The organism is Paenibacillus sp. FSL P4-0081, from assembly GCF_000758565.1.
Taxonomy (GTDB): Bacteria; Bacillota; Bacilli; order Paenibacillales; family Paenibacillaceae; genus Paenibacillus_AQ; species Paenibacillus_AQ phytohabitans.
The window spans coordinates 3,785,332-3,810,576 of record NZ_CP009280.1 but is presented as its reverse complement, the minus strand read 5'-3'; the positions used below and the strand labels follow the sequence as shown (position 1 = coordinate 3,810,576).

22 protein-coding genes are annotated in these 25,245 nt (G+C 49.1%); 6 read left to right on the top strand and 16 right to left on the bottom strand.

The window, feature by feature from the left end; all coding sequences use genetic code 11:
- The first annotated feature begins 28 nt into the window (after positions 1-28).
- Complete coding sequence (locus P40081_RS16215; protein ID WP_042136876.1) at positions 29-1,114, top strand: GerAB/ArcD/ProY family transporter; 1,086 nt, start codon at positions 29-31, stop codon at positions 1,112-1,114.
- Positions 1,115-1,252: 138 nt separating this feature from the next.
- Here the strand turns inward: P40081_RS16215 and P40081_RS16210 are convergent, their stop codons facing one another.
- From P40081_RS16210 to P40081_RS16185, 6 genes are read right to left on the bottom strand one after another with little or no spacing between them, the layout of a single operon-like run.
- On the bottom strand, positions 1,253-2,347 hold the full coding sequence (locus tag P40081_RS16210; protein WP_052421854.1) for a Ger(x)C family spore germination protein: 1,095 nt from the start codon (positions 2,345-2,347) through the stop codon (positions 1,253-1,255).
- Positions 2,344-3,852, bottom strand: a complete 1,509-nt coding sequence (locus P40081_RS16205; protein WP_081969982.1) for a spore germination protein — start codon at positions 3,850-3,852, stop codon at positions 2,344-2,346. Before P40081_RS16205 ends, P40081_RS16210 begins: the two co-directional genes overlap by 4 nt.
- Before the next feature lie 28 nt (positions 3,853-3,880).
- On the bottom strand, positions 3,881-4,330 hold the full coding sequence (locus tag P40081_RS16200; RefSeq protein ID WP_042136874.1) for a DMT family transporter: 450 nt from the start codon (positions 4,328-4,330) through the stop codon (positions 3,881-3,883).
- Complete coding sequence (locus P40081_RS16195; protein ID WP_042136872.1) at positions 4,331-5,125, bottom strand: hypothetical protein; 795 nt, start codon at positions 5,123-5,125, stop codon at positions 4,331-4,333.
- Between the two features lie 26 nt (positions 5,126-5,151).
- Positions 5,152-5,673: a hypothetical protein gene (locus P40081_RS16190; RefSeq protein WP_042136870.1), complete on the bottom strand. Its 522-nt coding sequence runs from the start codon at positions 5,671-5,673 to the stop codon at positions 5,152-5,154.
- Complete coding sequence (locus tag P40081_RS16185; protein ID WP_231575370.1) at positions 5,673-6,149, bottom strand: hypothetical protein; 477 nt, start codon at positions 6,147-6,149, stop codon at positions 5,673-5,675. Before P40081_RS16185 ends, P40081_RS16190 begins: the two co-directional genes overlap by 1 nt.
- Positions 6,150-6,461: 312 nt before the next feature.
- Here P40081_RS16185 and P40081_RS16180 point away from each other — a divergent pair, with 312 nt between their 5' ends.
- Together P40081_RS16180 and P40081_RS16175 are read left to right on the top strand one after the other, a co-directional pair.
- Positions 6,462-7,244: a DUF975 family protein gene (locus P40081_RS16180; RefSeq protein ID WP_197074366.1), complete on the top strand. Its 783-nt coding sequence runs from the start codon at positions 6,462-6,464 to the stop codon at positions 7,242-7,244.
- A gap of 265 nt (positions 7,245-7,509) precedes the next feature.
- Positions 7,510-9,798 (top strand): preprotein translocase subunit SecA, encoded by a 2,289-nt coding sequence (locus tag P40081_RS16175; protein ID WP_042136866.1) that lies wholly within the window; start codon positions 7,510-7,512, stop codon positions 9,796-9,798.
- A gap of 154 nt (positions 9,799-9,952) precedes the next feature.
- Here the strand turns inward: P40081_RS16175 and P40081_RS16170 are convergent, their stop codons facing one another.
- Positions 9,953-11,866, bottom strand: coding sequence for a serine hydrolase domain-containing protein (locus P40081_RS16170; RefSeq protein WP_052421853.1), 1,914 nt, complete (start codon positions 11,864-11,866; stop codon positions 9,953-9,955).
- Positions 11,867-12,022: 156 nt separating this feature from the next.
- Here P40081_RS16170 and P40081_RS16165 point away from each other — a divergent pair, with 156 nt between their 5' ends.
- Positions 12,023-12,550: a MepB family protein gene (locus tag P40081_RS16165; protein ID WP_042136863.1), complete on the top strand. Its 528-nt coding sequence runs from the start codon at positions 12,023-12,025 to the stop codon at positions 12,548-12,550.
- 145 nt (positions 12,551-12,695) lie between these two features.
- Here the strand turns inward: P40081_RS16165 and P40081_RS16160 are convergent, their stop codons facing one another.
- Positions 12,696-13,808 carry a metallophosphoesterase gene (locus P40081_RS16160; RefSeq protein ID WP_042136862.1) on the bottom strand — a complete coding sequence of 371 codons (1,113 nt, stop codon included), beginning with the start codon at positions 13,806-13,808 and terminating at the stop codon, positions 12,696-12,698.
- Positions 13,809-13,982: 174 nt separating this feature from the next.
- On the opposite strand from P40081_RS16160, the gene P40081_RS16155 reads away from it, so the two are divergent.
- Entirely contained in the window at positions 13,983-15,236 is a 1,254-nt protein-coding gene (locus P40081_RS16155) for an MFS transporter (RefSeq protein WP_042136860.1), read from the top strand.
- 65 nt (positions 15,237-15,301) lie between these two features.
- On the opposite strand, the gene mnhG is transcribed toward P40081_RS16155, so the two are convergent.
- The 7 genes from mnhG to P40081_RS16120 form a co-directional block, all read right to left on the bottom strand.
- Entirely contained in the window at positions 15,302-15,685 is a 384-nt protein-coding gene (gene mnhG, locus P40081_RS16150) for a monovalent cation/H(+) antiporter subunit G (RefSeq protein ID WP_039306101.1), read from the bottom strand.
- Positions 15,660-15,953: a Na(+)/H(+) antiporter subunit F1 gene (locus P40081_RS16145; protein ID WP_042136857.1), complete on the bottom strand. Its 294-nt coding sequence runs from the start codon at positions 15,951-15,953 to the stop codon at positions 15,660-15,662. The genes mnhG and P40081_RS16145 overlap by 26 nt, the downstream gene beginning before the upstream one ends.
- Positions 15,950-16,429, bottom strand: a complete 480-nt coding sequence (locus P40081_RS16140) for a Na+/H+ antiporter subunit E (protein ID WP_042136855.1) — start codon at positions 16,427-16,429, stop codon at positions 15,950-15,952. The genes P40081_RS16145 and P40081_RS16140 overlap by 4 nt, the downstream gene beginning before the upstream one ends.
- A gap of 6 nt (positions 16,430-16,435) precedes the next feature.
- Positions 16,436-17,929, bottom strand: coding sequence for a Na+/H+ antiporter subunit D (locus P40081_RS16135; RefSeq protein ID WP_042136853.1), 1,494 nt, complete (start codon positions 17,927-17,929; stop codon positions 16,436-16,438).
- On the bottom strand, positions 17,926-18,261 hold the full coding sequence (locus P40081_RS16130; protein WP_042136851.1) for a Na(+)/H(+) antiporter subunit C: 336 nt from the start codon (positions 18,259-18,261) through the stop codon (positions 17,926-17,928). Before P40081_RS16130 ends, P40081_RS16135 begins: the two co-directional genes overlap by 4 nt.
- Positions 18,261-21,125: a Na+/H+ antiporter subunit A gene (locus tag P40081_RS16125; RefSeq protein WP_042136849.1), complete on the bottom strand. Its 2,865-nt coding sequence runs from the start codon at positions 21,123-21,125 to the stop codon at positions 18,261-18,263. Before P40081_RS16125 ends, P40081_RS16130 begins: the two co-directional genes overlap by 1 nt.
- A 65-nt stretch (positions 21,126-21,190) precedes the next feature.
- A complete protein-coding gene (locus tag P40081_RS16120; RefSeq protein WP_042136847.1) occupies positions 21,191-21,799 on the bottom strand; it encodes a universal stress protein in 609 nt (202 codons plus the stop codon).
- Between the two features lie 408 nt (positions 21,800-22,207).
- Between P40081_RS16120 and gdhA the strand changes: the two genes are divergently transcribed.
- On the top strand, positions 22,208-23,563 hold the full coding sequence (gene gdhA, locus P40081_RS16115; protein ID WP_371916281.1) for an NADP-specific glutamate dehydrogenase: 1,356 nt from the start codon (positions 22,208-22,210) through the stop codon (positions 23,561-23,563).
- A gap of 661 nt (positions 23,564-24,224) precedes the next feature.
- Here the strand turns inward: gdhA and P40081_RS16110 are convergent.
- Positions 24,225-25,208, bottom strand: coding sequence for a diaminopimelate dehydrogenase (locus P40081_RS16110; protein WP_042136843.1), 984 nt, complete (start codon positions 25,206-25,208; stop codon positions 24,225-24,227).
- Between the last annotated feature and the right edge of the window lie 37 nt (positions 25,209-25,245).

The following is a 25,245-nucleotide window of genomic DNA, read 5'->3' as shown; positions in this document are numbered from 1 at the left end:
GTGAATCAGATGAGATGGAGCGGATACTTTGAATAAAATTACTAGCTATCAATTATTCACAATCACTTTTATTTTCCAGCTCGGAACGACCATTATCTTTGGCTTTGGAGGTACGGCTGGCCGGGATGCATGGATTGGTGAACTGATTTCCAGTGCTCTGGGAGTAGTTATTATTCTCGTCTACACCACCTTAATGGGGATGAACCCGGGGCTCTCTCTAGTCCAGTGGTTTCCCGCACAATTTGGACGCTGGATCGGGACACCTATAGCATTTGTATACCCTCTTGTGTTTCTGTATTTTGTGGGACGTATTATTGCGGATATTAGGGATATGGTTTCAACAACCCTCTTAAATAATACACCGCTTATACTGATTACAGGGTTATTTGCCCTCATCATCGCCTTTTGCTTATATGGTGGCGCTCAGATCATTGCACGACTGGGAGAATTATTCCTTCCCATTGTTATCATCATTTTCAGTATTGAGATTATCCTTCTATTTGGCTCCGGTGTCATGCATATCAAGAATATACAACCTGTTTTGGAAAACGGGTGGGGACCCATCTGGAACGTTGTTTACCCAGGCGGTGTCACTCAATCCTTTGGGGAAGCCATTGTTCTTGCCATGTTCTGGCCTGAAGTCAAAACCCCTTCAAAAGTAATGAAGATTACAGTTATTTCCACAGTACTGTCAGGAATCATGATTGCCTGTTTGGATTTGTTTGCGATTTCCGTTTTTGGGGGAGTGTTTTCGCGGTTTCTATATCCCCTCTACACCTTATTGAGTTTAATCAGTATCGGAAAATTCATTGAAAACCTGCAGATGTTTGGTGTCCTGTATTTTTTAATGACAGCATTATTAAAAAGTGTCATATATATGTTCGGTGCGCTAAAAGGGATTCAGCAATTGACCAAGATGAAGAGTTATCGTTCACTGATCATTCCGTCATGCCTCCTCTCATTAATTCTGGGAATGACCATGTCCAAGAACATCACTGAGCATATTTATTATCATCATTTTAAAATATTGCTTCCTTATGTGTCGGTACCCTTGCATTTAGTCTTGCCAGCGATCCTGCTCTTCGTTACTTGGTTTCGGCAATTCAAGAAATGACAAACTTCATCGTTTTATTTCGTCATCCATCAAATGTACCGATGGTCCTGTTACACCTATCCGCCGAACCGTCAAATTTGCTTTTACTGATACCTCCGCCTTTGAAAACTCCATATCCCAGTTATTTTTCAAGGATTTCTATAATGATGAATTTTCATTGTGAATGGAATCCCCGAATCCAAAGATATCAGTTCCATACTTTTTTTGCACTTTGGTAATGGTCCGCAGCACCGATTCTTCAACATGCTTGTTAAATGTGTCTTGCATAAGATTTATATTGTCCATTTTTGTCAGGTCCAGTCTCGTGTTGTTTTCTCGTATGGCTCCTTGCCCTGTTAACGTAACAAGGAATTTGATATGATCACCTTGGATAACAGGCTGAATCTTGCTCCCTAACTTATTTACCTCCAGACTAGCGTTTCCGTTGTCTTCGGGTATTTGGGCTGAAATAGTAAGCTTCTGTAAATTCCCGGTTACCCATCGCATAATTCGTCCTTCTGTGATATCCAAGAATCCTACCAATTTCAGCTCTTGACTAAAAATTGCGGTTCCTGCTAGGTGAAACCCCTCCACATCATTCCTGCTGGATTGATCCTGATGCTCGCCTTCTTCTTGCGCGCCATTGTTCAAGCCCGCTTTAATTAATGGAACAGTCGGACTGGTTCCTTTGCTGCTTGCGGATATTAAAAAATGTAAAAACCCCATTTCCATAAGCGTACCGATCTGGTCAAATTCTCCTAAGGCTCCGAGACCGGGTATTGTTTCTAGCGGATACGATATGTTTAAAAAATCCCGTGCAGTGCCTCCCTTGACCACAAACAGATCGGTCCGCAGCTTGAGGTTCGGATCCCGGGTATACGTATCCAGTACATCCTTAATCCCGTGTCTGGCCATTGACTCTCCAATCACAATGACCCGCCGGTGACCGCGGAATACCTGCCGGGACAGCTTGGCCTGCATCTGCTGCACGGCATCAAGCGTGTTCATACCAGAGCTGGTCACGACAAAAAAGGGATTATTCTGACTTCCTCCATCTTTACCTCCACTTTGTCCACTGCTAATTTTCGACGGAACGATAGCCTGAGCACTGATCACTACGTCATTATTTTGCCCTTTATCAATCCCCCAGGCGAGTTCTATCGCAAGATCGTTTACCTCTGTACTGTCCCAACAACCTGAAGTAAATAGAAGAGAGATGAGCAGACAGGAAGAAACTATCCGTTTTCTATTCATTTGTCTCCCCTCTTTCGTTTTGGATGGGGTTGCTGGCCTTCGGGAATGCGGGTTCTATTAGCCCCGGAGAGATATGCCGGACGCCGGTTCATACTCCATCTGGGTGCGCGGATGATTACATCCTTCAAGCTCCGGAGAGTTTGTGGAGCGACCGGACTCATATACGGAACACCAAATGAACACAGACTTAGAAGATGGATGATCAAAATAAATAATCCGCTGATTATCCCGTATAAACCCAGCAATCCCGCAAAAATCAACATAGGAAACCGAAGCATCCGGTATGCAGTTCCAAAATTGTACCGGGGAATGGCAAACGAGGCAATTCCTGTCGTAGCTACCACAATCACAACAGGGGCTGATACAATGCCTGCTTGCACAGCAGCTTGTCCAATGACAAGTGCCCCCACAATGCTTACCGCCGAACCAACGGCCTTTGGCATACGAATGCCCGCTTCACGAAGTCCCTCAAACATAAATTCCATCAATAATGTTTCAACAAAGGTTGGAAAAGGGACGCCTTCTCTGGAATTGGCAATACTAATGAGCAGGTTGGTTGGAATAAGCTGCTGATGAAACGTTGTAAGTGCAACATATAAGGACGGAAGCAATAGTGACATATTTACCAGCGAATAGCGGATGAACCGAATGAAGGTCGTATAAATAGAACGTTCGTAATAGTCTTCAACCGCCTGTAATCCTGTCCAAAAATTCATCGGAACGATCAGCACAAATGGAGTATTATCAACGATAATGGCAACTTTGCCCTCCAACAGACTTGCGCTAACAACGTCAGGACGTTCGGTATTTTGAATTTGCGGAAATGGAGACCAAGGAACATCTTCGATAAACTCTTCAATAAAACCCGATTCCATGACCCCGTCAATCTGGATTTGCTTGATTCGGTTACGGACTTCCTCAAGGACGGTATTCGAGACAACACCATGAATATATGCAATGACGATATCCGTCTGAGAATATTGTCCCACTGTAATGGATTCCATTTTGAGCTCTGCACTGCGGATGCGTCTGCGGATCAGGCTTGTATTAATTCGTAATGTTTCTGTGAAGCCATCTCTGGGTCCACGGACAGAGACTTCAGCTGCTGGTTCTTCAATCCCCCGTTTCTCAAATCCTTTCAGATCTGCAACTAAAGCTTTGTCCTCTCCCTCAACCAGTATGGTGATATTCGCCTTTAATACGCCATCAGCCACATCTTTTACTTTAGAAACCGTCTGGACCTGTGAGATGGCTACAAGCTGCTGTTGGATGATTCCCCGTAGCTTGGTAACGCTATTCAACCCGTCCGGATTTTCATCATAAATGATTGGTTGTAGCACAACTTGATCCAGGATTTTGGTATCGGTTAATCCATCTAAATAAATAAGCAGTATTTTGGGGCTGATGCTGATGGTCCGAAATACGATATCAGAGCAGTCCTGGAAAATTTCTCTCAGCATCTTCTCATTAATCGCGAGTTCAGTGCTTAATTCTGTATACCGCATAGTTCCCCTCCATCCTTTCAAGAAATTCCTAGTTTAAATTTCCAATGTTTATCGCAGAGAACTGCTTCAAAATATGGATCGCCTTAATTGACTCTGCTTCTTCGCAATGAATAATCAACATGACTAATGCATTTGTACCAGGCGGCCTATTCTTCACTCTATTTCCGGCTATAAGGAAGAGGATCCAACCGGTGAACACTCCTGCCGCTAGTCCGATAAGCCCCCAAAGAACGGGTCCCCACCTTAATTCAAATCCGAAAGAGGCGCCCAGGACCGCAAAGATGGTGCCCAGGATTGCTGCTGGATCAATTGCGGCAATTCCCTCGGCCCGATGAATGGAATCGGACAGCTTCGTTCTTTGGGTTGTTGGTTCCATTGGAACAGCAGCAATGCTTTCTTTACCGAAACCATTCTGCTCTAAAGCCAGAATTACCAATTCCAGATACACAGAAGACTCAAAACAAGAGAGTACATGCAATTAAGTTTCCTCATTTCCTTTCGAGCCAAGCAGCTCAAAGCTCCGTGGCTGTACATTTTCCCGGAGAAATTGAAACTGCTCTAGCTCGAATAATTTATTTTGCTCAACCGCTATTATGTACGCTTCATAAGCTGCAAAACAAAACATCGACGGATAGTAACAGAACCATTCCGGATCTAGTACAGCCCTTGCTAATTCAAAGGAACCGTTAATCGTATAGATACAGGCTTCAACGAGATGTGAATAATAAGCAATAACAATACAACTCACGAAGAGAAATGAACCGCTCATCAATTTATGTAAATAGAGATGACCCAATCCCGGAAATAATAAGGACCATACCAGAGCATACTGTGGCTGCCGTTTATCCAGCATATTCAGGCTCACACCCTTCATATTGAAAACTGTGACGGGTGAATTCTCATTTTGGGCCAACAGGAAATGCTTGTTCAGATCGATTGTTTTGTGATAACTGTCCCATATGCAATAGATATAGACTGGAATATATAGTAGCACCCACCTCGGGTTCAGTATGTCTTTGGCGACATCAAACCTTCCGTTAAAGGAATACACCATCGCTTTATTGATCCCGGCACCGTTATTTATGACGATTTCCCAAATAATCAGCATAAACCCCTTCAAATAAAGCCCGAGGTTCAGATGACCAAAACCTGGAAAAGCCGCTGACCACCATGCGATGACCCAAGGGTTCCTTAAATAAATTTGGTTAGTATTGAATACCGCCATATAGCTGTTATATCTGCGGATGCGCTTTGCTTCCTTCTTCTGCTCCATCTGGATTGCCCCCGAGTATAATCTTCTTATACTTCTTTACTACGCTTACTCTGCCAACGAACCCGTGAGAATGCCATCCGGTACAAGCTTAGATGAATACTCATCAGGAATAAGTAAATGGGGAACGAGTAACTTATGTGGTAGCCATGCTTGTAATGGAACACGCCAGCTTTTACAGCCAGCCATTCAAACCCGATAGACACTAGTGCCCAAAAGAGAATATACACAACCGTCATGATTTCGAACATCCGCAGCCGCTCATACCCATAAATAAACAAGTATCCAAACGGCGCATACATGAAATAAGAGAATAAGTCAATCCACTCGTATGTTGAGTTGTCCCCCGCATCATATAGATCAAACGGCGGGATCGCGATCGCATGGTCAAACATAAGTCCAAAAGTGACGCCAATAAGCAGATTAAAGGTTGCGTGGGCAGGTGAAAAGCGCCGGGGAAGCAACCAGACTGCCGTCAAACCAATGACAGCCATCCCAATGACAAACCACTCATTCCCGTTAAATTGATTGTCATAAACGATTTTTTCCATCACCGAATCCATCCTTCCTTAGTAATCATTCGTTGAAAGAAACGCCCCGTCAGCAAAGTACAGCTCATTAAAGCAATGATCATCACCGCCTCCATTAAGAAATTCCATCCGGTATAAGTAAGTACGGAGTACCAGCGAAGCATTGCTCCAATGAACATTTGGAACAGAAACCCATAGGCAGATATTCCCCAGCGCGTGCTGGCTTTGGAGGCAGTTAGAAACACATTCACATAGGTCAGGAGAATGAAAGTGACAGTGATATCATTTTGCAGAATCATGGATAGAAAGTGGGGGATACTGCTTGTATTTATTTCGAACAGCTTAAAATTGAAAGATAAGAGGGTCAATTTATTAGTAAGTAAAATTTCAATGACCATAACCAAAAGGAAGTTGGCTGCCAGCGGCAGTTTATTGGGCAGACTGGCCATGACCCCAATAGAGAACCATGCGAGTATGAGGAATATGACAATTACCACTACAAAATGCCTCCGCTTCACTGTTAAATTTGATTTCTAATTTCCCCTTTATTTTGGTGACTTATGCATGCTGAGCGTTCAACCCTGCTCCGGTATAACCGCTGGCGAATAGTTACCATGAAGAGCCCGTGCCTGGCACGGGCTTTTGTTACTTTCTAGCCAATTAGAGGAGAAATCCATCTTCGTAGCCGCACTTTGTATTCGGTTATTCGCATCCTCCCTGCAATCTTCAGTATTCAGTCAAAGGTTATAGTAATTAATTGATTGTCTAATGACATAATCTATGGTATCAATTGTAAGACGAAGAACAAAATGCAAAAGGAAAGAGGTTTTTTGATGTGGGATCGTAAAGAAATAAAGGGAAGGGCTAAGAATGTCCTCCGCACCTCGTATTGGAAGGCTTTTGTAGTAAGTTTACTGCTGGTTTTGCTCGGAGAAGGCTCAGGTATTCCAAGCTTTGATCGGAACTGGGGATCATCGGCACGTTCTAAAATTTCCAGCTCCGGTGTGGAATTAGATTGGAGCGTGTTAGGATCTTTTCTTGCATTCGCATTTTTACTAATTGGCATCTTCGCAGTAATTGGAATAGCGTTTTATATTCTGATCGCCTCCCCCCTTACTGTAGGTTCACTGCGTTACTTCAAACGATCTGCCGAGGGAGAAGTCCGGATGGGCAATGTCGGGTATGCGTTTAACAGGGACCGGTATTGGGCTATAGTTCTAACTATGCTCTGGAGAGGTTTTTTGAATTTCTTATGGTTCCTGCTGCTGATCATTCCTGGCATTGTAAAATCCTATGCATACAGCCAGGTGCCTTACATCCTTGCGGACAATCCGCACATCGGGTATAACCGCGCAGTAGAATTAAGCAAGCAAATGACACGCGGTCATAAATTCAGCATGTTTGTGCTTGATTTGAGCTTCATAGGGTGGATTCTACTGGGCCTGCTGGCACTCGGAATCGGCGTCTTATTTGTCCAGCCCTATATCAACGCCACGAAGGCCGAGCTGTACCTGGAGTTGCGCCACAATGCGCTTTCGTATAATTTGACAACAGCCCATGAACTCCGGTTAGCACAGACCCCCTTTTACTAGAAACCTATCTGTTATCTGCATACCACTATTTAGGACAATTGCACCCTATGAAAAAGCAGCAGCAGCCCCGTAGACCGGAGGTTACTGCTGCTTTTGTATGTAAGACCGCGTCTTTCGGGCAATTTTGCCCGGGAGGAAATAAATAGAAACTTTGGGCAGGCTTTTACGTAGTAATACGAAGTTTATGAGCTTGAAGCCCGGCAAAGCATTCCATGTTGTGGAGCGATTGGACTTCATTCTACTACCGAGGGGAGATCATATTCCTATGAATATAGCCGTCAAGCTGATGCATCGATTCAAAGACTACGATAACCGGAGTAAGCTGAAGATCTATCAGGACCAAACGGAGCTCATCAGGAGCCGGAATCTGCAAGCATGGGAGGATGGCCAGCTTCAAGCGGAATCCCTCCGGCTGCAAAAAGAAGCACGGTCAGGTACGCCATTGGACGAGCTGCTTGTTGATGCTTATGCGCTTGTCTGTGAGGCAGCGAAAAGAACGCTCGGACTACAGCCCTACGATGTCCAGATCATGGCTGCGATCGCACTGCATAAGAGATTCTTAATCGAGCAGCATACCGGTGAAGGAAAAACACTATCTGCGGTTATGCCTGCATATCTAAATGCACTGACCGGCGAAGGGGTTCATGTGCTGACCTTTAACGATTATTTGGCCAAACGCGATGCCGGGTGGATGGGTCCGGTGTATCGTTTCCTCGGATTAACGGTTCAGCCGGTGCAGGCTGGCATGAGCCTGTCCCGGAAACGGGAAGCATACGCCGCCGATATAACCTACGTTACGGCCAAAGAGGCTGGCTTCGATTACTTGCGCGACACGATCGCACTAAGCGAAGCCGATACCGTACATCGTCCGTTCCACTATGTCATCGTCGATGAAGCAGATTCGCTGCTTCTTGACGAAGCGCGGGTGCCGCTGGTCATCAGCGGGGAGTCGGACTCTTCCATCAGTGACGGCTTTCTGTTCGCAGAAGTGGCCCGGCAGCTACAGCCTGCGGAGCATTACGACTTCGATGAGTTCCAGCGGAATGTTTACTTGAATGAAGCCGGCGCCGCGAAAGCGGAATCCCTGCTGGGATGCGGTAATTTGTACGATAGCCATAATTCTCACTTGTTAACCTCATTAAATTGCGCGCTGCATGTGGAATCGTTATTAAACAAAGACATTGATTATATCGTCCGGGACGGTAAAATCGAGCAGATCGAGGAATATACCGGCCGCGTGGCCGAGAACAGGTATTTACCGGACGGGCTGCAAGCCGCGCTTGCGGTCAAAGAAGGGCTGCAGTGGAGCGTTGGAGGGAGAATTCTCGGCACAATTACCCTCCAGCATTTCATTAGCCTGTATCCGGGAATTTGCGGAATGACGGCGACCGCGCACGCTTCCGCAATGGAATTCAAAGCGGTTTATATGCTGCAGGTCGTGCAAATTCCTCCGAACCGGACAAACATACGGATCGACCATCCGCACATGATTTTTACCCATAAAGAAGCCAAATTTAAAGCGCTTGTACAAGAAATTTCGTCCGTTCATAAGGCGGGACGTCCTATTCTCATTGGAACGTCCAGTGTCCAGGAGTCTGATATGCTGGCGGAGGCATTAGCGGCTGCGGGTGTACCCTGTCAGGTTCTGAATGCAAAAAACGATGCAGAAGAAGCCGGGATCATCGCCAAAGCCGGAGCATTCGGCGCCGTCACGGTGTCTACGAATATGGCGGGACGGGGCGTGGACATCCGGCTCGGTGGAGGTGACCCCGCGCAGACAGAGGTAGTAACCAAGCTGGGCGGGTTGTACGTGATTGGCACTCATGTGAATGAAAGCGTACGGATCGACGACCAGCTGCGCGGGCGTTCCGGCCGCCAAGGCGACCCGGGAGCTTCCGTATTCTACGTAAGCTTAGAAGACGAGCTGATGCTGCGGTTCGGATTCGATAAAGCGGTTCGCGTTCCCCGGCAGGATGAGGCTCTTGATGATCCGTTGCTCCGCAGCAAAATCGCGCATACCCAGCGCGTTATTATGAGCCAAAACTTCGATATCCACCAGGAACTGAACGGTTATTCGGATATGGTGGAGGATCAGAGGCGGATTCTATACGCGGAGCGGCTCGGAATTCTGCATGGCACGAAACCGATGAGCCCTGCGGAGCAGCGGGTACGGCTTTTTTATATCGACGCGTTCTGGGCGGATCATCTGGCATACGTCTCTTACCTTCGTGAAAGCATCCACCTGGAGAGCCTGGCCAGCCGCAGTCCGATCGATGAATTTCATATGCAAATTTCCCAGGCCTACGAACAGATCCCCGCTAAAATAGACCATGAAACAGCAAATATGCTTAAAAGACTCAATGGCTCGAATGATCCGGCAAAATGGGATGAGTTCGGTCTCAAGAGTCCCCCTTCCACCCGGACTTATATTATCAACGATCAATACCTGCAGAATAAGCGCAGCTCATGGACCGGAACGACTGTATTGGCTTATTGGCTTCGTCCGGTATTGAGGAAGCTATTATGGCCGGTACTCAAGCTGCCTAAATATTAATTATTGCAGCGCAGCTGATTAATCAGGAACACACAAAAATACATCGCCGGTGCGTATACTGCACTTGGCGATGTATTCAGTAATGACGAACAATTGGAAATCAGCTTAGGAAAATTCAATTCGTCAGGCGTAATTTACAGTGTAATCCCCCTGCTTAACTGTAGAACTTCCAGAATACAAGCAACCCCACCAGAACAGCCATCATGACTATAGGAAGAATAGCAGACCACTTGCCACGGGCAGTTGAAGCAGAGCGGTTCTTCCTCCAGGATAGCAGCAGCGCGGCCAAGAACAACACCGCCAGTCCAGTCAGACCATAGTTAACCAAAATCTGCGGATACACTTCTGCATAAGCTCGTTCATTGTTGCTTAGCATCCTCAAGGCCAGAATCAGGTTGTTCACCACAATACCGGTACCTGTCAAGGTGAGGCCAGCTGCCAGCATACGGCTGACGGCACGAGGTGCAGGGCGTGTTCCGGCTCTTCGCTTGTTCAATATTGCCTGTATCAGCAATACAAACGGGGCGATAACGAAATAGAGGATGGCCAGTGCCGCAAGCACGGCATTCATGAGCAGCACCGGCATTGACTTACCAGCAGGCAGAGGCAAATAATCTGTCGTATATACCGAGATGGCCTTCACCTTACCCTCACTGACTGTGGCATGCAGCATTGGCCAGGCATCCAGCGCCGAGTCTCCGCTTACTTTCTCATAGAGATAGGGCTGAACCTGTTTATAGCTTCCGGTCATCCCGGCAAGTGATACCCCGAGTTGATCTTCCCCCTGCGGCTCAAGCTTCATCAGCGTAAGATAGGGGAATAGATTCATGAAGCCGTGTCCGGGGCGCCGCGCAGCCATGAACTCGCCTTGAATCTCTGACGAATCCGGCAGATCAACGGCATCTGCCTGCTCACGCATGCCCAGTATTGCTTTGGTCAGACCATGTACAATAATGGATTCGCTGGCCTGATTGGTCATAATTATAATCGCGAACCGGTCTTCAGGCACAATCTGCAGATTGGTGGCAAATGCAATCGTATTTCCGCCATGTCCAAGCGTACGCTTCATTCCGGGATATTCCCAGAACCCATGGGCAATACCCGGCATTCCTTCAGCTGATGTATAACTCTGAGTCAGCATCGTGCCCAGTGTCTCCGGCTTCTCAAACAGAGGGGAGGCTTCTCCGGCTGCAGGCATGAACGCCATCGCAAACTTAGCCAGGTCCTCTGCAGTGCCGTTATTGCCTCCGTTAGGGTACATGGACATATAATTCCATGATCCTTGCGTAAAGGTCCCTTCTCCCTCGAAGAAATAACCTTTAGCTTTATGCTTCAACAGCTCCGGACGGTCCTCTACAACAGAATAGGCAATTGAATCCTTCATCCCGAGGGGATCAAAAATATGCTGCTGAACGTATTCATGATAAGGCTGGCCGCTGATTCTCTCTACAATGAAGGCAGCCAGTGAGTTGCCGTAGTTAGAGTAGGCTACAACCTCACCCGGTCTGTAAATCTGTGCCGGCTGGGCCAGCAGCAGCCCCTCTTCCAAAGAACGTACTTCCTCAGGGGACTGATAAGCCATGTCGAACATATACTCCTCGAATCCGGCATTGTGGTTCATCAGATGAAGCATCGTTATGGGATCATCATATTTCAGTCTGGTCAGGAAATTGTCCGGCAAAAGCTTGCGGATATCTTCATTCAGATCGAGCTTTCCTTGCTCAACCAGCTGCATTACGGAAGTCCATACGGTAAGCTTGCTGATTGAGCCCCATTCCATTACCGTATCCTTTGAAACAGGGATCTGCTGCTCCAAGTCAGCGTATCCGTAACCCTTGGACAGTACCACCCGGCCATCCTTTACCATAACAACAGACGCACCTACGGATTGTTGTCCTATGTACTCTTTTACATAATCGTCGACAAAAGCTTCCAAACCGGTCAGCGGAATGCCTGATGGGGTTACTCCCTCTGCTCCCCCGCTGCCTTTCCCGGCAGCAAATGCCGTGATACTGCCGGATAATAGCAATAGTATTGAGAACATAACGGTAAATCCTTTTCTTAACAATTAAACCTCTCCTTTAGTCGAGTAAATTCCTGCAGTTCCCCCATTCTAACAAATATCATCCTCCATAACATTACAAACAGCTTACATTTATGCGGGATGGACTGGTATTATCTTAATTGGAGACAGCATGATAACCACTCAGGAAGAAGGCATCTCATGAATAACTTTTATAATACGTTAGCTTATATAACTGATACATTTTATGCACCGGCCCGCTTCACTGTTGATTCAGTGCGGGAAGAACCGCAGAATGCCGAATACGGCGCAGGGCGGTTCCAGCTGAATACCCGGTCCGTTCGGTTTCGTGTTGCAAAAATCACCCCAACGAAGACAGGGCAGTTTGTCGTCTTCTGGGAAAAGGATGCGGAGCGCAAAAACCGGGCATTTGCCTATACGGACGCTCCCGATATATTGGTAATCCATACCTTCCATCCCTTCAGCGGGGAGTGTGGACAGTTCGTCTTTCCCAAAGACTTGCTGAGAATGCACGGGGTGCTGGCGGACAAGGATACACCAGGAAAAATGGCAATGCGCGTGTATCCGGACTGGGATACCGTGACTAATAAGCAGGCTTCTGCTGCGCAGAAATGGCAGCTGCCTTATTTTTCGAGAGTAGCTCCCATGAACGATCAGCATATGCAGGCCTTAACCCGGTTGTATGAACCAAAGGAATTTCAGCTATGATTCTGTTCATTATTCTGGAGCCTTTTTTGTTACGGAATGAACGTTATCTTGAGCATAGCGGACTGAAATTCCTCCGGTAAGTATCCATCAGATTGGCTTATAACAAGAAGAGTCCATCCGAATATCCGGATGGACCCTTCTTGCACTATCGCTCTGAATGATTAAAATTCACATGAATGGACACTACCTCCGACCGCGATCCGATACGGATCGGCGGACCCCAGAATCCATATCCGGAAGATACTATGGAATGGAGCTGCCCTTTCTGCAGATATCCCCAGTCATTCTCAAACAATCTGTCAGTCAATATATTGGCAGGCGCAATCTGCCCGCGGTGGGTATGACCGGATACCATCAGATCAATTCCCTGCTCCTCTGCTGTGTCGAAGCCGACCGGTTGATGCTCCAGCATAACTACCGGCTTCGAGCCATCTATATTCTCCATCAGAACAGACAGCTCCGCTCTATCCTTATCACTATAATCCTTCCGCCCGATCAGCGTCAGCCAGTCTCCCACCTCAATGGCTTCATCATAGAGGACCTGAATCCCGCTCTCCTCCAGAAGACTGATGATCTCCTCCGTCCCGCCTTTGAAGCGGTCATGATTGCCCAGAGAAGCATACACGCCGAGCGGCGCTTCAATCTCCGCTAAAATCGCACCGATGCCCTTGTCCTTATACGGCACAATATCATCATCTACAATATCACCGGGGAATAAGACAATATCCGGCTTCAGCGCATTGATCTCCTTTACCATCCGCAGCGCATGGCTTTTACCCGACAAATAGCCAAAATGCATATCAGAGGCCATCACAATATGAAGTTCACCTTGCGCCGGACCTGCCTTGTCGATCTGTATGTCATACGAACGGACAACCGGACTGTAAGCGTTGAAGCTCCCGAATCCAAGCAGACCGGCCAGCAGCAGCATAGTAAGAATCCCCGACCACTTCTGAACGGCATGACGCGGCAGCCTGCTCAGCTTCGTTAACCAGACCGATAGATGAACAAGCGGCAGCAGCATAATCAATAAGCTGAACAATGCCAGCCAGTAGCTGCCGATAACACTTAAAATGGCCGATCCTGCGACCACTCTGGACAGGATCAGCGAGCTGGCCAGAAAAACAAGCGCAAGGATATAGAATAGCCGGAACCTGCCAGACACTACCGGCTTGATCCAGCCCCAGCCGCTCCAGCCGATGTAGAATACAATTAAGGCATATACAATGATAAATACGATTCCGATAAGGATATACATGTTAACCACCTTATGTAAATTTCATCCCGAGCACAAAATCTTTTCTAACCAGTCTACAGTAACTTCAGGCACTACTGCAACTAAGCTGTGTTTTGTTGTTGACATTGTCCTGTAATTATCATTTAATGGTTTGGACCTTTCCTTACTTTACAGACAACCCTGGAGGATTTAATCATGGCCAAACCTTTATTTCCGCGGCTGCAGGGAAACAGCCGGGGCTGCTTAACCTTTGAACCTTTTTTCCTGATTCCCTACAGCATGTTCTCCACCTATGCTACGCTTTATATGTACGAGCTGGGACTGTCGGAGCTGAACATCGGCTGGATTACCACGATCGGACTGATCGTACAGGTATTCTCTTCATTAATCAGCGGATATTTGACGGACCGTCTGGGACGCAAGCGGGCTATTTTATACTTTGACCTGCTTAGCTGGAGCCTGGCCACCCTGTTATGGGCCGCATCACAGAATCTGTGGTTTTTTGCGGCAGCTGCGGTCATTAACGGCTTCCAGCGTGTCCCGCATATTGCTTTTTATTGCCTGATTGTCGAAGACACCCGGCCCTCTGACCGGACGTATGTCTTCACCCTGCTGCAGATTATCGGTGTCATCGGAGGGCTGTTTGCACCGCTGGGCGGTCTGCTTGTACACCAGTACGGCATGATTCAGGGGATGCGGATGATGTATGTGCTCGCATTTCTGTTCATGACCTTCCAGTTCATCGGCCGCCAGCTGACGACGCGCGAAACCGAAGCCGGAATAAGGAAACGTCAGGAAACACGTGAACTTGGACTGCGGGAAATTATGGTCGAATATGGCGGCGCATTCCGTGAGCTGTGGGTGGAACGCAATCTGCTGCTGATCTTCGGCGTATACATCCTGTTCAATTTCCAGGCCACGCTGAAAAGCACCTATCTGTCACTGTACCTGGCTGATTATCTGCATATGGATAGCGGTATCCTCTCCCTGTTTCCCGCAGTCTCCTCTATAATCATGCTGCTGACCTTATGGCTTCTTATGCCCAAAATCCCGGACCAGAGCGCCAACCGCTCCATGATGGCCGGCTTCGGACTATCTGCGCTGTCCAATGCTATGCTGGTGTTATATCCTTCGTCCAGCCTCTTGTGGATCGGACTCAGCACCATACTGGCAGCCGTGGGACTGATGATCAGCTCCCCTTATCTGGAGGCTGCCGTACAGAACGCCATCGATGATGATAAACGGGCCAAAGTCTTTTCCACACTGTCCGTGCTGATCCTGCTGTTCACTGCACCTGCGGGCATCATCGGCGGCTGGGCGTACAAGCTCGATCCGCGAATCCCTCTATGGCTGGTTACAGCTGCGTTCGTCCTCTCATACGCACTGCTGCATCTGTACCGCAGACGGACTGCACAGAATCACAATTCTCCGCAGCAGCTTTCACAATAAACCAGGGCAGGGATGTCCCTCAGACCATTTATGGCCTGGAGGACATCCCTGTTTACACCTTACGGCTATGACGTTGAAGAATCCGACTTGATCCGTTCCTTCTCCAGCACCTCTTTGAGGTCATCCTGGATACGGCGGTTCCACAGCGGAACACCGGAGCGGTAGGCCGCCCGGCCGGTCAGGTGGGCTGACAACGGTGAAGTCATAAATACGAAGACAATCCCCAGCAGCAGCTTTGCACTGACGTAATCGAGAAAAAAAGCAAAGTAGAGAAACGCCCCGCTGAGCACACACAATACACCAAGCGTAGCGCTTTTGGCAGCAGCATGTGATCTTAAGTAGACGTCCGGTAGACGGATCAGCCCCACAGAGCTGACAGCACTGAGGAGTGCACCTGTCAGGATAAGCAATACGAACAGCAATTCAACGGCCGTCTTGATCATTTCCATATTCAAACACCACTCCCCTTTCGATATATCTGGCCAGCGCTATCGTTCCGATAAAAGAGAGAATGCCGATCAGCAGAATGTATTCAATGAAGGCCTCAGTCTTGAACAGGATCGAGAGAACCGCCACCATCGCCAGCAGGTTGATTCCGATTGTATCGAGTGCTGCGACCCGGTCAGGCAGCGAGGGTCCTTTGACCAGCCTCCAGGCGCATATTGCAATCGAAATGACCATGATCGAAAGCGACAGCATGAGTATAAAATGAATCATGAACGGGTCACCTCCAGAATCGCTCGTTCGAACGTATTGCGGATATTCGCGCCGAACTGTTCCACATCCTGTATATCCATCGCATGAATGTATAACGTCCGGTTATCTTTGGATACTTCCAGCACCACGGACCCCGGAGTCAAGCAGAGCAGTGTAATCAGCACGGCAACCTCCCAGTCCGACTCCAGCTCCGTGTGGTACATTAGGATGGCCGGGCGGATGTTGAGGTTCGGCCGAAGCACCGCCTTGACCACGATATAGCTGGATACAACCAGTTCCCGCAGCAGCAGGCCAGCCAGCTTCACAATAGCCCATACCTTGCCAAGATACAGCCGCCCGTCGAAGAAACGCCGCATAGCCATAAGAACGGCAATACCCAGCACATACCCGACAATGAAGCCGGAGGCCGTCCAGTCATTATTCAGGAACATCCACAAGAACGCTATCATGAGATTTAATAATATTTGAAAGGCCATCTTCATCTACTCCTTCATGACAGCGTTAATGTACACAGCGTTAATGTACTCTGCCGGATCAGCCAGCACGGCCCCGGCTTGGGCCACAAGCCCGTTCACCGTTTCGGCGCCGACCCCCATCAGGATGATGAGGACAAACAGCATGGCAGCCGGTGCCATCATTGCTTTGTAGCGCAGCGGGTGGACTTCTTCCTCGCTTCGTTCACCACCCCAGAACACTTCCTGGAACACTTTGATCAGCGAATAGAGCACAACGAAACTTGACGCCAGTGCAATAAGTGCAAGAGCGACGTGCTGCTCCCCTAAGCCGCTGCGGACCATCATCACTTTCCCCGCGAAACCGCTAAGCGGCGGAACGCCCACCAGCGCCAGAGTCAGGATGAAAAACATCCAGCCCGTCCATGGATACCGGCGGATCAGGCCGCCCATTTGCCGTAGCTGCTCCGTTCCTGACGCTGCAATAATCATACCGCCCAGGAAGAACAGCAGCGCCTTGGCAATCATGTCGTGCATCAGATAGAACACTACCCCGTTTAATGAATCCTGGGTTGCCACCGATATGCCAAAGGCAATAAAGCCTACGCTAATCACAATATTGTAATTAAAAATCCGGCTCAGATCATTGTAAGCCAGCGCGCCGACAGCTCCAAGAATCATTGTTGCCCCGGCCATCCAGCCGATCAGCGTATGTGTCAGTCCCAGATCATGAACAAAAATCAGGGAGAATGTACGTGTGATGGCATACAGACCAACTTTGGTCAATAAGGCACCGAACAGCGCCCTTACAGCCAGGGGAGGAGCACTGTATGAATCCGGCAGCCAGAAGAACAGCAGCAGACCGGCTTTGAGCGAGAAGACCAGCAGCAGCAGTACAGCAATTACATTCATGACACCGCCCTGCCCCGCCTCCGCTACACGGACCGCCAGATGCGCCATGTTAAGCGTACCTGTCGCAGCGTACAGATAAGCAATTGCCGCTACGAACAAGCTGGAGGAGATCACATTGACAAGAATATATTTCAGTGTCTCCCGCAGCTGAACCCGGGTTCCGCCCAGTACAATCATCGCATAGGAGGCAACCAGCAATACCTCGAAGCATACGAACAGGTTAAACAGGTCTCCCGTAAGGAAGGAGCCGAACACACCGGTCAGCAGGAAGTGGAAGAAGGTATAGTAGTAGAACCGCTCCCGCTGTTCCCCAATGCTTGCGAAGGAAAAGAACAGGCAGGCCGCGCCTACAACCGCCGTGGTTAATACCAGCAATGCCGCAAACATATCAGCAACAAAGACGATGCCGTAGGGCGGCAGCCACCCTCCCATGTACAGCGTTTGAATCCCGTTTGTATTCACCTGATACACAATAATTATCGCAACAGCAATATTGACAAATACACTGATTGCACTGATTATACGCTGCAGGTTAATTCTTTCCTTCAGAAAAATCAGGATGACCGCCGTAAAGGCCGGAATCAGCAAAGGCAGTACCAGCAGATTGTTCATGGTCTCTCCCCCTTGCTTCCTTCCACATCATCCATGCCTGCCGAGCGGTATGCCCGGTAAGCCAGCACGATGAAGAACGCGGATACCCCAAAGCTGATTACAATCGAAGTAAGGATAAGCGCCTGCGGCAGCGGATCGACATAACTCTCCGCTTTCTCGCCAAGCAGCGGTGAAGCGCCAGTCTTAAGTCCCGCCATGGTCAGCAGCAGCAGATGAACACCGTGAGTCAGCAGTGTTGTCCCCAGAAGGATGCGGAGCAGGCTTTTGGATAAGACCAGATATACACCTACGGTAAACAAGACGCCGATCGCCAGGGCAATAAGGATCTCCATCAGTTATCCCTCCCGATCGTAAAGATGATATTCATGGTAACACCGATCACTGACAGGTATACGCCCAGATCGAACAGTGTTGCTGTAGTAAGTTCAGTCTTGCCCATCACCGGCAGCTCGAAATAGCCGAAGGTCTGGGTCAGGAACGGAACATCGAATACAAAGGAACCTATCCCTGTGAGAAAAGCTATAGAAATTCCGGCCGCAATTAACTTACGGTAATCGACAGGCAGCACCTTCTCTACAAACTCTGTACCGAACGCAATCGAGAGCAGCACGAGCCCGGCTGCAGCCATCAATGCGCCGATAAATCCGCCGCCCGGATGGTTATGACCGGCAAAGAACAAATACAGCGAGAAGGTAATAATAATCACGAAGGCCACTTTGGCCACAGACTGCAGCAGCACATCGTTACTGCGCGCATAACGCGGCTTGTTATCGTCCGGCACATCTCTGACCAGATCAGGCTTACTACCCGGTTCAAGCTGCAGCTTAATCATTGAATAGATAGCCAGCGAGGCCAGACCAAGCACCGTAATCTCAAACATGGTATCAAAGCCGCGGAAATCCACCAGCAGCACGTTGACTATATTTTTGCCGCCGCCGAGGGTATAGCTGTTCTCCACGTAGTAGCTTGAGATGGACTCGAACGGACTGCTCCCAAGCGCTGCCAGTGCGACAAGTGTCATCGTTGCCCCGAATCCTACGGCGATAATCAGCTTCGGGATCTTTACCCGGAATTTGACCTTCTCCCGTTTCAGTCGGGGCAAATGCCGGAAGCAGAGCAGGAACAGCGTCACCGACACCACTTCGACGATCATCTGCGTAAGCGCCAGATCGGGTGCACGGAACAGGATGAAGAGCAATGTCACCATATACCCTACCATTCCCGTTAACAGAATTGCCGCAATCCTGGACCTGGCGAACGGAATCGCGAGCGCACCTGTCAGCATGACCAGCACTGCCACGACTTCAAAGAAGGTGACCGGAGCATACTGCCCTTGGCCAAACGTAATTCCGTCTGCGTACAGCAATGAACCGCCAACTACAACAATAATCAAGGTGAAAATATACATCAGATAATGGCGCATGGAGCCTGTCATATATAGCCCTGTCACCGAACGGGACACCCGCTCCACCAGCCGGATACTGCCGTCGTAGACCTGGTTGAGTGTATACCCGCTGCGCCATTCCTTATCGACCAGACTTAACCGGCCATACACACGGTATACGACAATTCCCAGCAGGATCACACCCAGAGTCATCCACACTTCAGCTGTGAAGCCATGCCAGAAATAAATGTTCACATAAAAGGGCGAGCTTGCCGCAAGCTGCGGATGAATAGCATTCATTCCCGGTACAATCAATGTCTTGGACAGGATGTTCGGGAACAGGCCGGTGATAACGGCCAGCAGTGCCAGGAGAATCGGAGGAAGCAGCAGCCCAAACGGTGCTTCATGCGGCTTCTTATCCAGCTTCTCGGGCTGGTATTTGCCGAAAAAGGTATGGAAAACCATAATCATGCTGTATGCAAAGGTAAATATGCTTGCAATCCAGGCCAGCACCGGAAAGATCGTGAAGAAGGATTGCGGGCTGAGGATATCCAGCTGTCTGATATTCAGTACAGCCGTGAAGAACATTTCCTTGCTCAGAAATCCGGCAAACGGCGGGAGGCCTGCCATGGAGAAGCTGCCGATCAGCGCTACCGTGAAGGTCACCGGCATCAGTGACACCAGTCCTCCCAGCTTGCGCAGATCACGTGTATTCGTCTCATGGTCGACAATCCCGACCACCATGAACAGCGAACCCTTGAATATGGCATGATTAATCAAATGAAAAAGGGCAGCCGTTGTTGCGGCGGTAAAGAACACAGCCTCTTCGCCCGTATAGAATGAAGCTGCCGATCCCATTCCCAGTAATCCCATAATCAGCCCCAGCTGGCTGATTGTGGAATAGGCTAACAGAGCCTTCAGGTCCGTCTGCTTCATCGCCTGGATCGATCCATAGATCAAGGTGATCAGGCCGACGCCCGACACAATCCAAAACCACTCATGTTGCCCCGCAAACACCGGGCTGAAACGCGCGACCAGATACAGTCCTGCTTTGACCATCGTTGCCGAGTGCAGATATGCGCTGACCGGGGTCGGTGCTTCCATCGCATCCGGCAGCCAGATATGAAACGGAAACTGGGCCGATTTGGTGAAAGCCCCCAGCAGAATCAGGATCATCGACGGTATGAACAGCGTTTGTCCGCTGATGTCCCCGGCCTGGCTCCAGATTTCACGGATACTGAAGGTCCCTGTCATGCCATACAGCATCAGGAAGCCGGCGAACATTGCCAGACCGCCGAAGACCGTGATCAGCATCGACTTCAGTGCGCCGTAGCGTGACTTCTGTCTACGGTGCCAATAGGCAATCAGGAGGAAGGAGGATACACTTGTCAGCTCCCAGAAGCCGTACAGAACCATCAGGTTATCGGACATTACCACCCCGAGCATCGCGCCCATAAAGATTAGGAGATATACATAAAACGGGGTCAGTTCTTCTTTGCGTTTGTCCAGATAATAAATCGAGTAGAAGATGACCAGCATCCCCATTCCCGTAATTAACAATGCAAACAGCAAACTTAATCCATCCAGATGAAATACCAGATTAATGCCAAGGGACGGAATCCAGGATACAGTCTCATATCCGGAGTCCCCTCCCTTAATGACAGGAATCCGGGTCAAGAAATAAATGAACAACGCCAGCGGTCCGGCAAGTACAAGCCAACCCCGGTGGAGCCAGGCCATCCGCCCGCGTAGAAGCGCTATCATTAGGGCCAGCAGAAACGGAACAAGTACGGTTATATGCAGCAAAGGCAAGCCTCCTTTTCCACTCTACAAATTAAGTTGTGAACAATAGTACATACTACTGGAAGTAAAAACGATTATAAGGGATCGCTAAGTGTCCCCTCGCAGATATGCAAATATCTCGCTTTACCATCTTGCTCAATTCTGAATAAGCCATTCTCAAATTCCGTGTGCAATTCGTGAAAAAATTTCCCTTTGATGAAATCCTGACCTTCCGGCTCATCACTGAGCTGATAAACGCCCTCATTCTTCACCAGATAGGAGATTACACCTTCTTCATGCGTCTCTTCAAGACCGGCGCGCATCCGCTGTACTGCCACAACATGCAGATCCATCATCTTCATTTTACTGATCAGCTCATTGACAAAATTGCGCTTGGTCAGCTCCTGCCACAGTGTCTGGGCGGATTGTCCGATAATAATCTGCGTGACATCCTTCTCTTCTGCCGCTTCAACGATTACATCCGTTGTCTTGCGGCCCCGGCGTTTGCGGACCATAAACTCTGCTCCGGCCTCCTCGGCGAGACGCTTCCAGACCGCCATGAACATTTCTTTGCTCTGATTGTATTCATCACTATCCGAGCTATCCACATTGAGCACATAAAGCGGTGCCCCCAGCATCTCAGACAGCTCGACTCCACGCCGGATCAAACGCTCCCCGTGCGGACCATAATGAACGCATACCATAATTTTTTCCTTGTGAATGACCTTCGCCCTCCTGTAACATGGGCAAGAAATACAAAAGGAGCCTACTGGCGTTAGGCCCCTTTCTGTTGTTTCAAACCCTAAAAATTATACTTAAATTATATCTATTCCGATACTGTTTGTAAAGTTTACGGACAAGGATATGACAACATTGAAACATAATTACCATTATATTGAAGCCCAAATCAGTCCTTTCACAAGCTATATCTGGCATCGCATGTAAGGTTCATAGAATTTCTTAATGACCACACCAAAAATAATTGATTGGTAAATTGATGTAAGGTTTTATAGAATTCTTTTAAATTAAAAATAAATCCGGGGCTGCCCGAATCCACTATCAGACAGGGAGTGCTAGCTAAAGTGTCCACCGTTCATTCCGTTACTTCAGAAATAACTAACCAGGCTGTACAATATGTTCATCAGATCTACGCGGAGGTCCAGCAGCGCGACCCGCAAGAGCCCGAATTTCATCAGGCGGTCAAGGAGTTCCTGGATTGTCTCGTGCCTGTCCTGGCCCGTCATCCGCAATATATGAAGCAAGGGATTCTCGAACGGCTGGTTGAACCCGAGCGCAGCATATCCTTCCGCGTGCCCTGGGTCGATGATGCCGGCAAGGTCCGGGTCAACCGCGGTTTCCGCGTTCAATACAGCAGCGCCATCGGCCCTTACAAAGGCGGACTCCGCTTCCATCCATCCGTTTATCTTGGCATTATCAAGTTCCTGGGCTTCGAGCAGATTTTCAAAAATGCCCTGACCGGCCTGCCCATGGGCGGCGGCAAAGGCGGCAGTGATTTCGATCCCAAGGATAAATCCGATCAGGAAGTTATGCGTTTCACCCAAAGCTTCATGACGGAACTGTACCGCCACATCGGCCAGGATACGGATGTTCCCGCAGGGGATATTGGTGTCGGCGCACGCGAGATCGGCTATATGTTCGGACAATATAAACGGATTCACGGAGGACATGCGGCCGGGGTTCTCACCGGAAAAGGGCTGTTATACGGCGGCAGTCTGGCACGCAAGGAGGCTACCGGCTACGGCTGTGTATACTTCGTGCAGGAAATGCTGTCGTCCACGCGGGGAACCAGCTTCGAGGGCAGCCGGGTAGTTATCTCGGGATCAGGAAACGTCTCTATTTATGCTATCGAGAAGGCTCAGCAGCTGGGTGCTCTTGTTATCGCGTGCAGTGATTCGAACGGATACATTCATGATCCGCAAGGCATCAACCTCGCTACTGTCAAAAGACTGAAGGAAACCGAACGCCTGCGCATCAGCGAATACGTGAAGGAGCATCCGCACGCACAGTACATTGACGGCTGCAGCGGAATCTGGAGTCTGCCATGCGATATCGCCCTGCCTTGTGCCACCCAAAATGAGATTGATCTGACATCCGCCCGTACGCTGATTCTGAATGGAGTCCAAGCCATCGGTGAAGGGGCTAATATGCCGACGACGATTGAAGCGGTAGAATTGTTCCTTGAGAATAATGTATTGTTCGCTCCGGCCAAAGCGGCTAATGCGGGCGGTGTAGCCGTCTCGGGCCTGGAAATGAGCCAGAACAGCATGCGGCTGGCCTGGAGCTTTGAAGAAGTCGATGCCAAGCTGCAGGAGATTATGAAGAATATCTACCGTAGAACGGTGCAGGCGGCAGAGGAATACGGAGTGGCCGGTAACCTGGTGGCTGGAGCTAACATCGCCGGTTTCCTGAAGGTTGCCGACACTATGCTGGCGCAGGGGATTGTGTAACTAAATAAGCTGCAGATTAATGGCGGGCGGAACGAGCTTTGGTTATTACGAGCGAGTAGCTTTTACTGCCCGAAAAGATGCTGTTGCTATATGTATAAAGCTTATTTGTAGAGCTAGGCCTGAATCTATCGTTGTACATATTGTTGTACGTAGTGCAACATAGATTCACTGATAATGGGGTTTTCATAAGGATTGTTGTATGAAATACAACAATTGTCCCGTTCGCCGCTTGAATACGTGGGAAATGCTGCTTTTTATACAACAATTCTTGAATAGACCCGATATTATGAAGGAAATGTTGTATTTCGTGCAGGATTTCAGTATGACTATTAAGTCCAGCTTATTTAGTGACCGCATTTGTCCGGTTACTTCCACTCACTATGAATCAGAGGTATTTCTACCTCTGATTTTTTTTGATTCCATCAGAACCTGCAGAAGGGGTGTCTCAATAGCCATGCAATGGCTATTGAGACACCCCTCGTTTTTGGAGTATGCGATACTTAAACTCGTGGTGAGAACGCTCCGCGAACGGACCGTTGTTCTAAATGCTGTGCTCTTTAAGCAGGATCAGGGTTTCCCCCGGGCGAGCCCCGGCCAGATCATGGTCCTCACAGCAGCCGGCTGCTCCCACCTGCATGCCCCTTGCTCACTCTTCGCCAGCCTACAGCAGCTCGCGCCGCAGCGTCTCTGCCGATTTAGGGGACAGATGGCCGAGCGGAATATCGAATACCGTCTTGGCACCCTTATGGCCTTCATGCTTCAGGCGGACAGCTGCGCGGGCATAGGCTACCAGCACGCTGGCTGTAAATTCAGGATTACTGTCCAGCTTCAGCCCGAATTCAGCAATCTGCTTGCTTCCTCCGCCGGTTATACCACTACGGATAACGAAGCCGCCATGCGGCATGCCGGAATGCTTCGCAGCAAGCTCATCCTCCGAAATGAAGTTCACCGTTGTATCATAATCGGCGAAATAATTCGGCATCCCCACAATGCTCCGGGTGATAGCCTCATGGTCCGCCCCTTCTTCCGCCACCACGAAACATTCCCGGCGGTGCTTCTCGCGGGTAGTCAGCTGCGGGGTCTCGCCGCCCCGGATACTGTCAATTACCTCCTGGACAGGAACGGTATATTGCACGCCTGCCTTCACACCGGGAACCCGGCGGATCGCATCCGAATGCCCTTGGCTGACTCCGGTGCCCCAGAAGGTATAATCCTCACCTTCCGGCAGGATGGACTGCATCAGCAGACGGTTCATGGAGAACATTCCCGGGTCCCAGCCCGTTGAGATCACACTGACTGTCCCGCCGCCTTGGGCTGCCTTATCCACTTCAGTGAAGAAGTCAGGAATTTTGGCATGGGTGTCAAAGCTGTCCACTGTATTAAACAATCTGGCCAGCTGCGGAGTCTGCTCCGGCAGGTCTGTTGCTGATCCGCCGCACAGAATCATTACGTCGATTTTGCCTATGTATTGCTCGGCTGCGGAAATATGCTCTGTGACTGCTCCTGTGATCTCCGCCAGCTGCTGCGGGTCTCTGCGGGTAAAAATAGCGGCAAGCTCCATATCCGGATTTTGTTCAATCGCCTGCTGTACCCCTTTGCCCAAATTCCCGTATCCGACAATCCCAACTCTGATGTTTGAAGTCATGTTTAATATAGTCCTCCCTTGCCGGTTATCCCGGAGA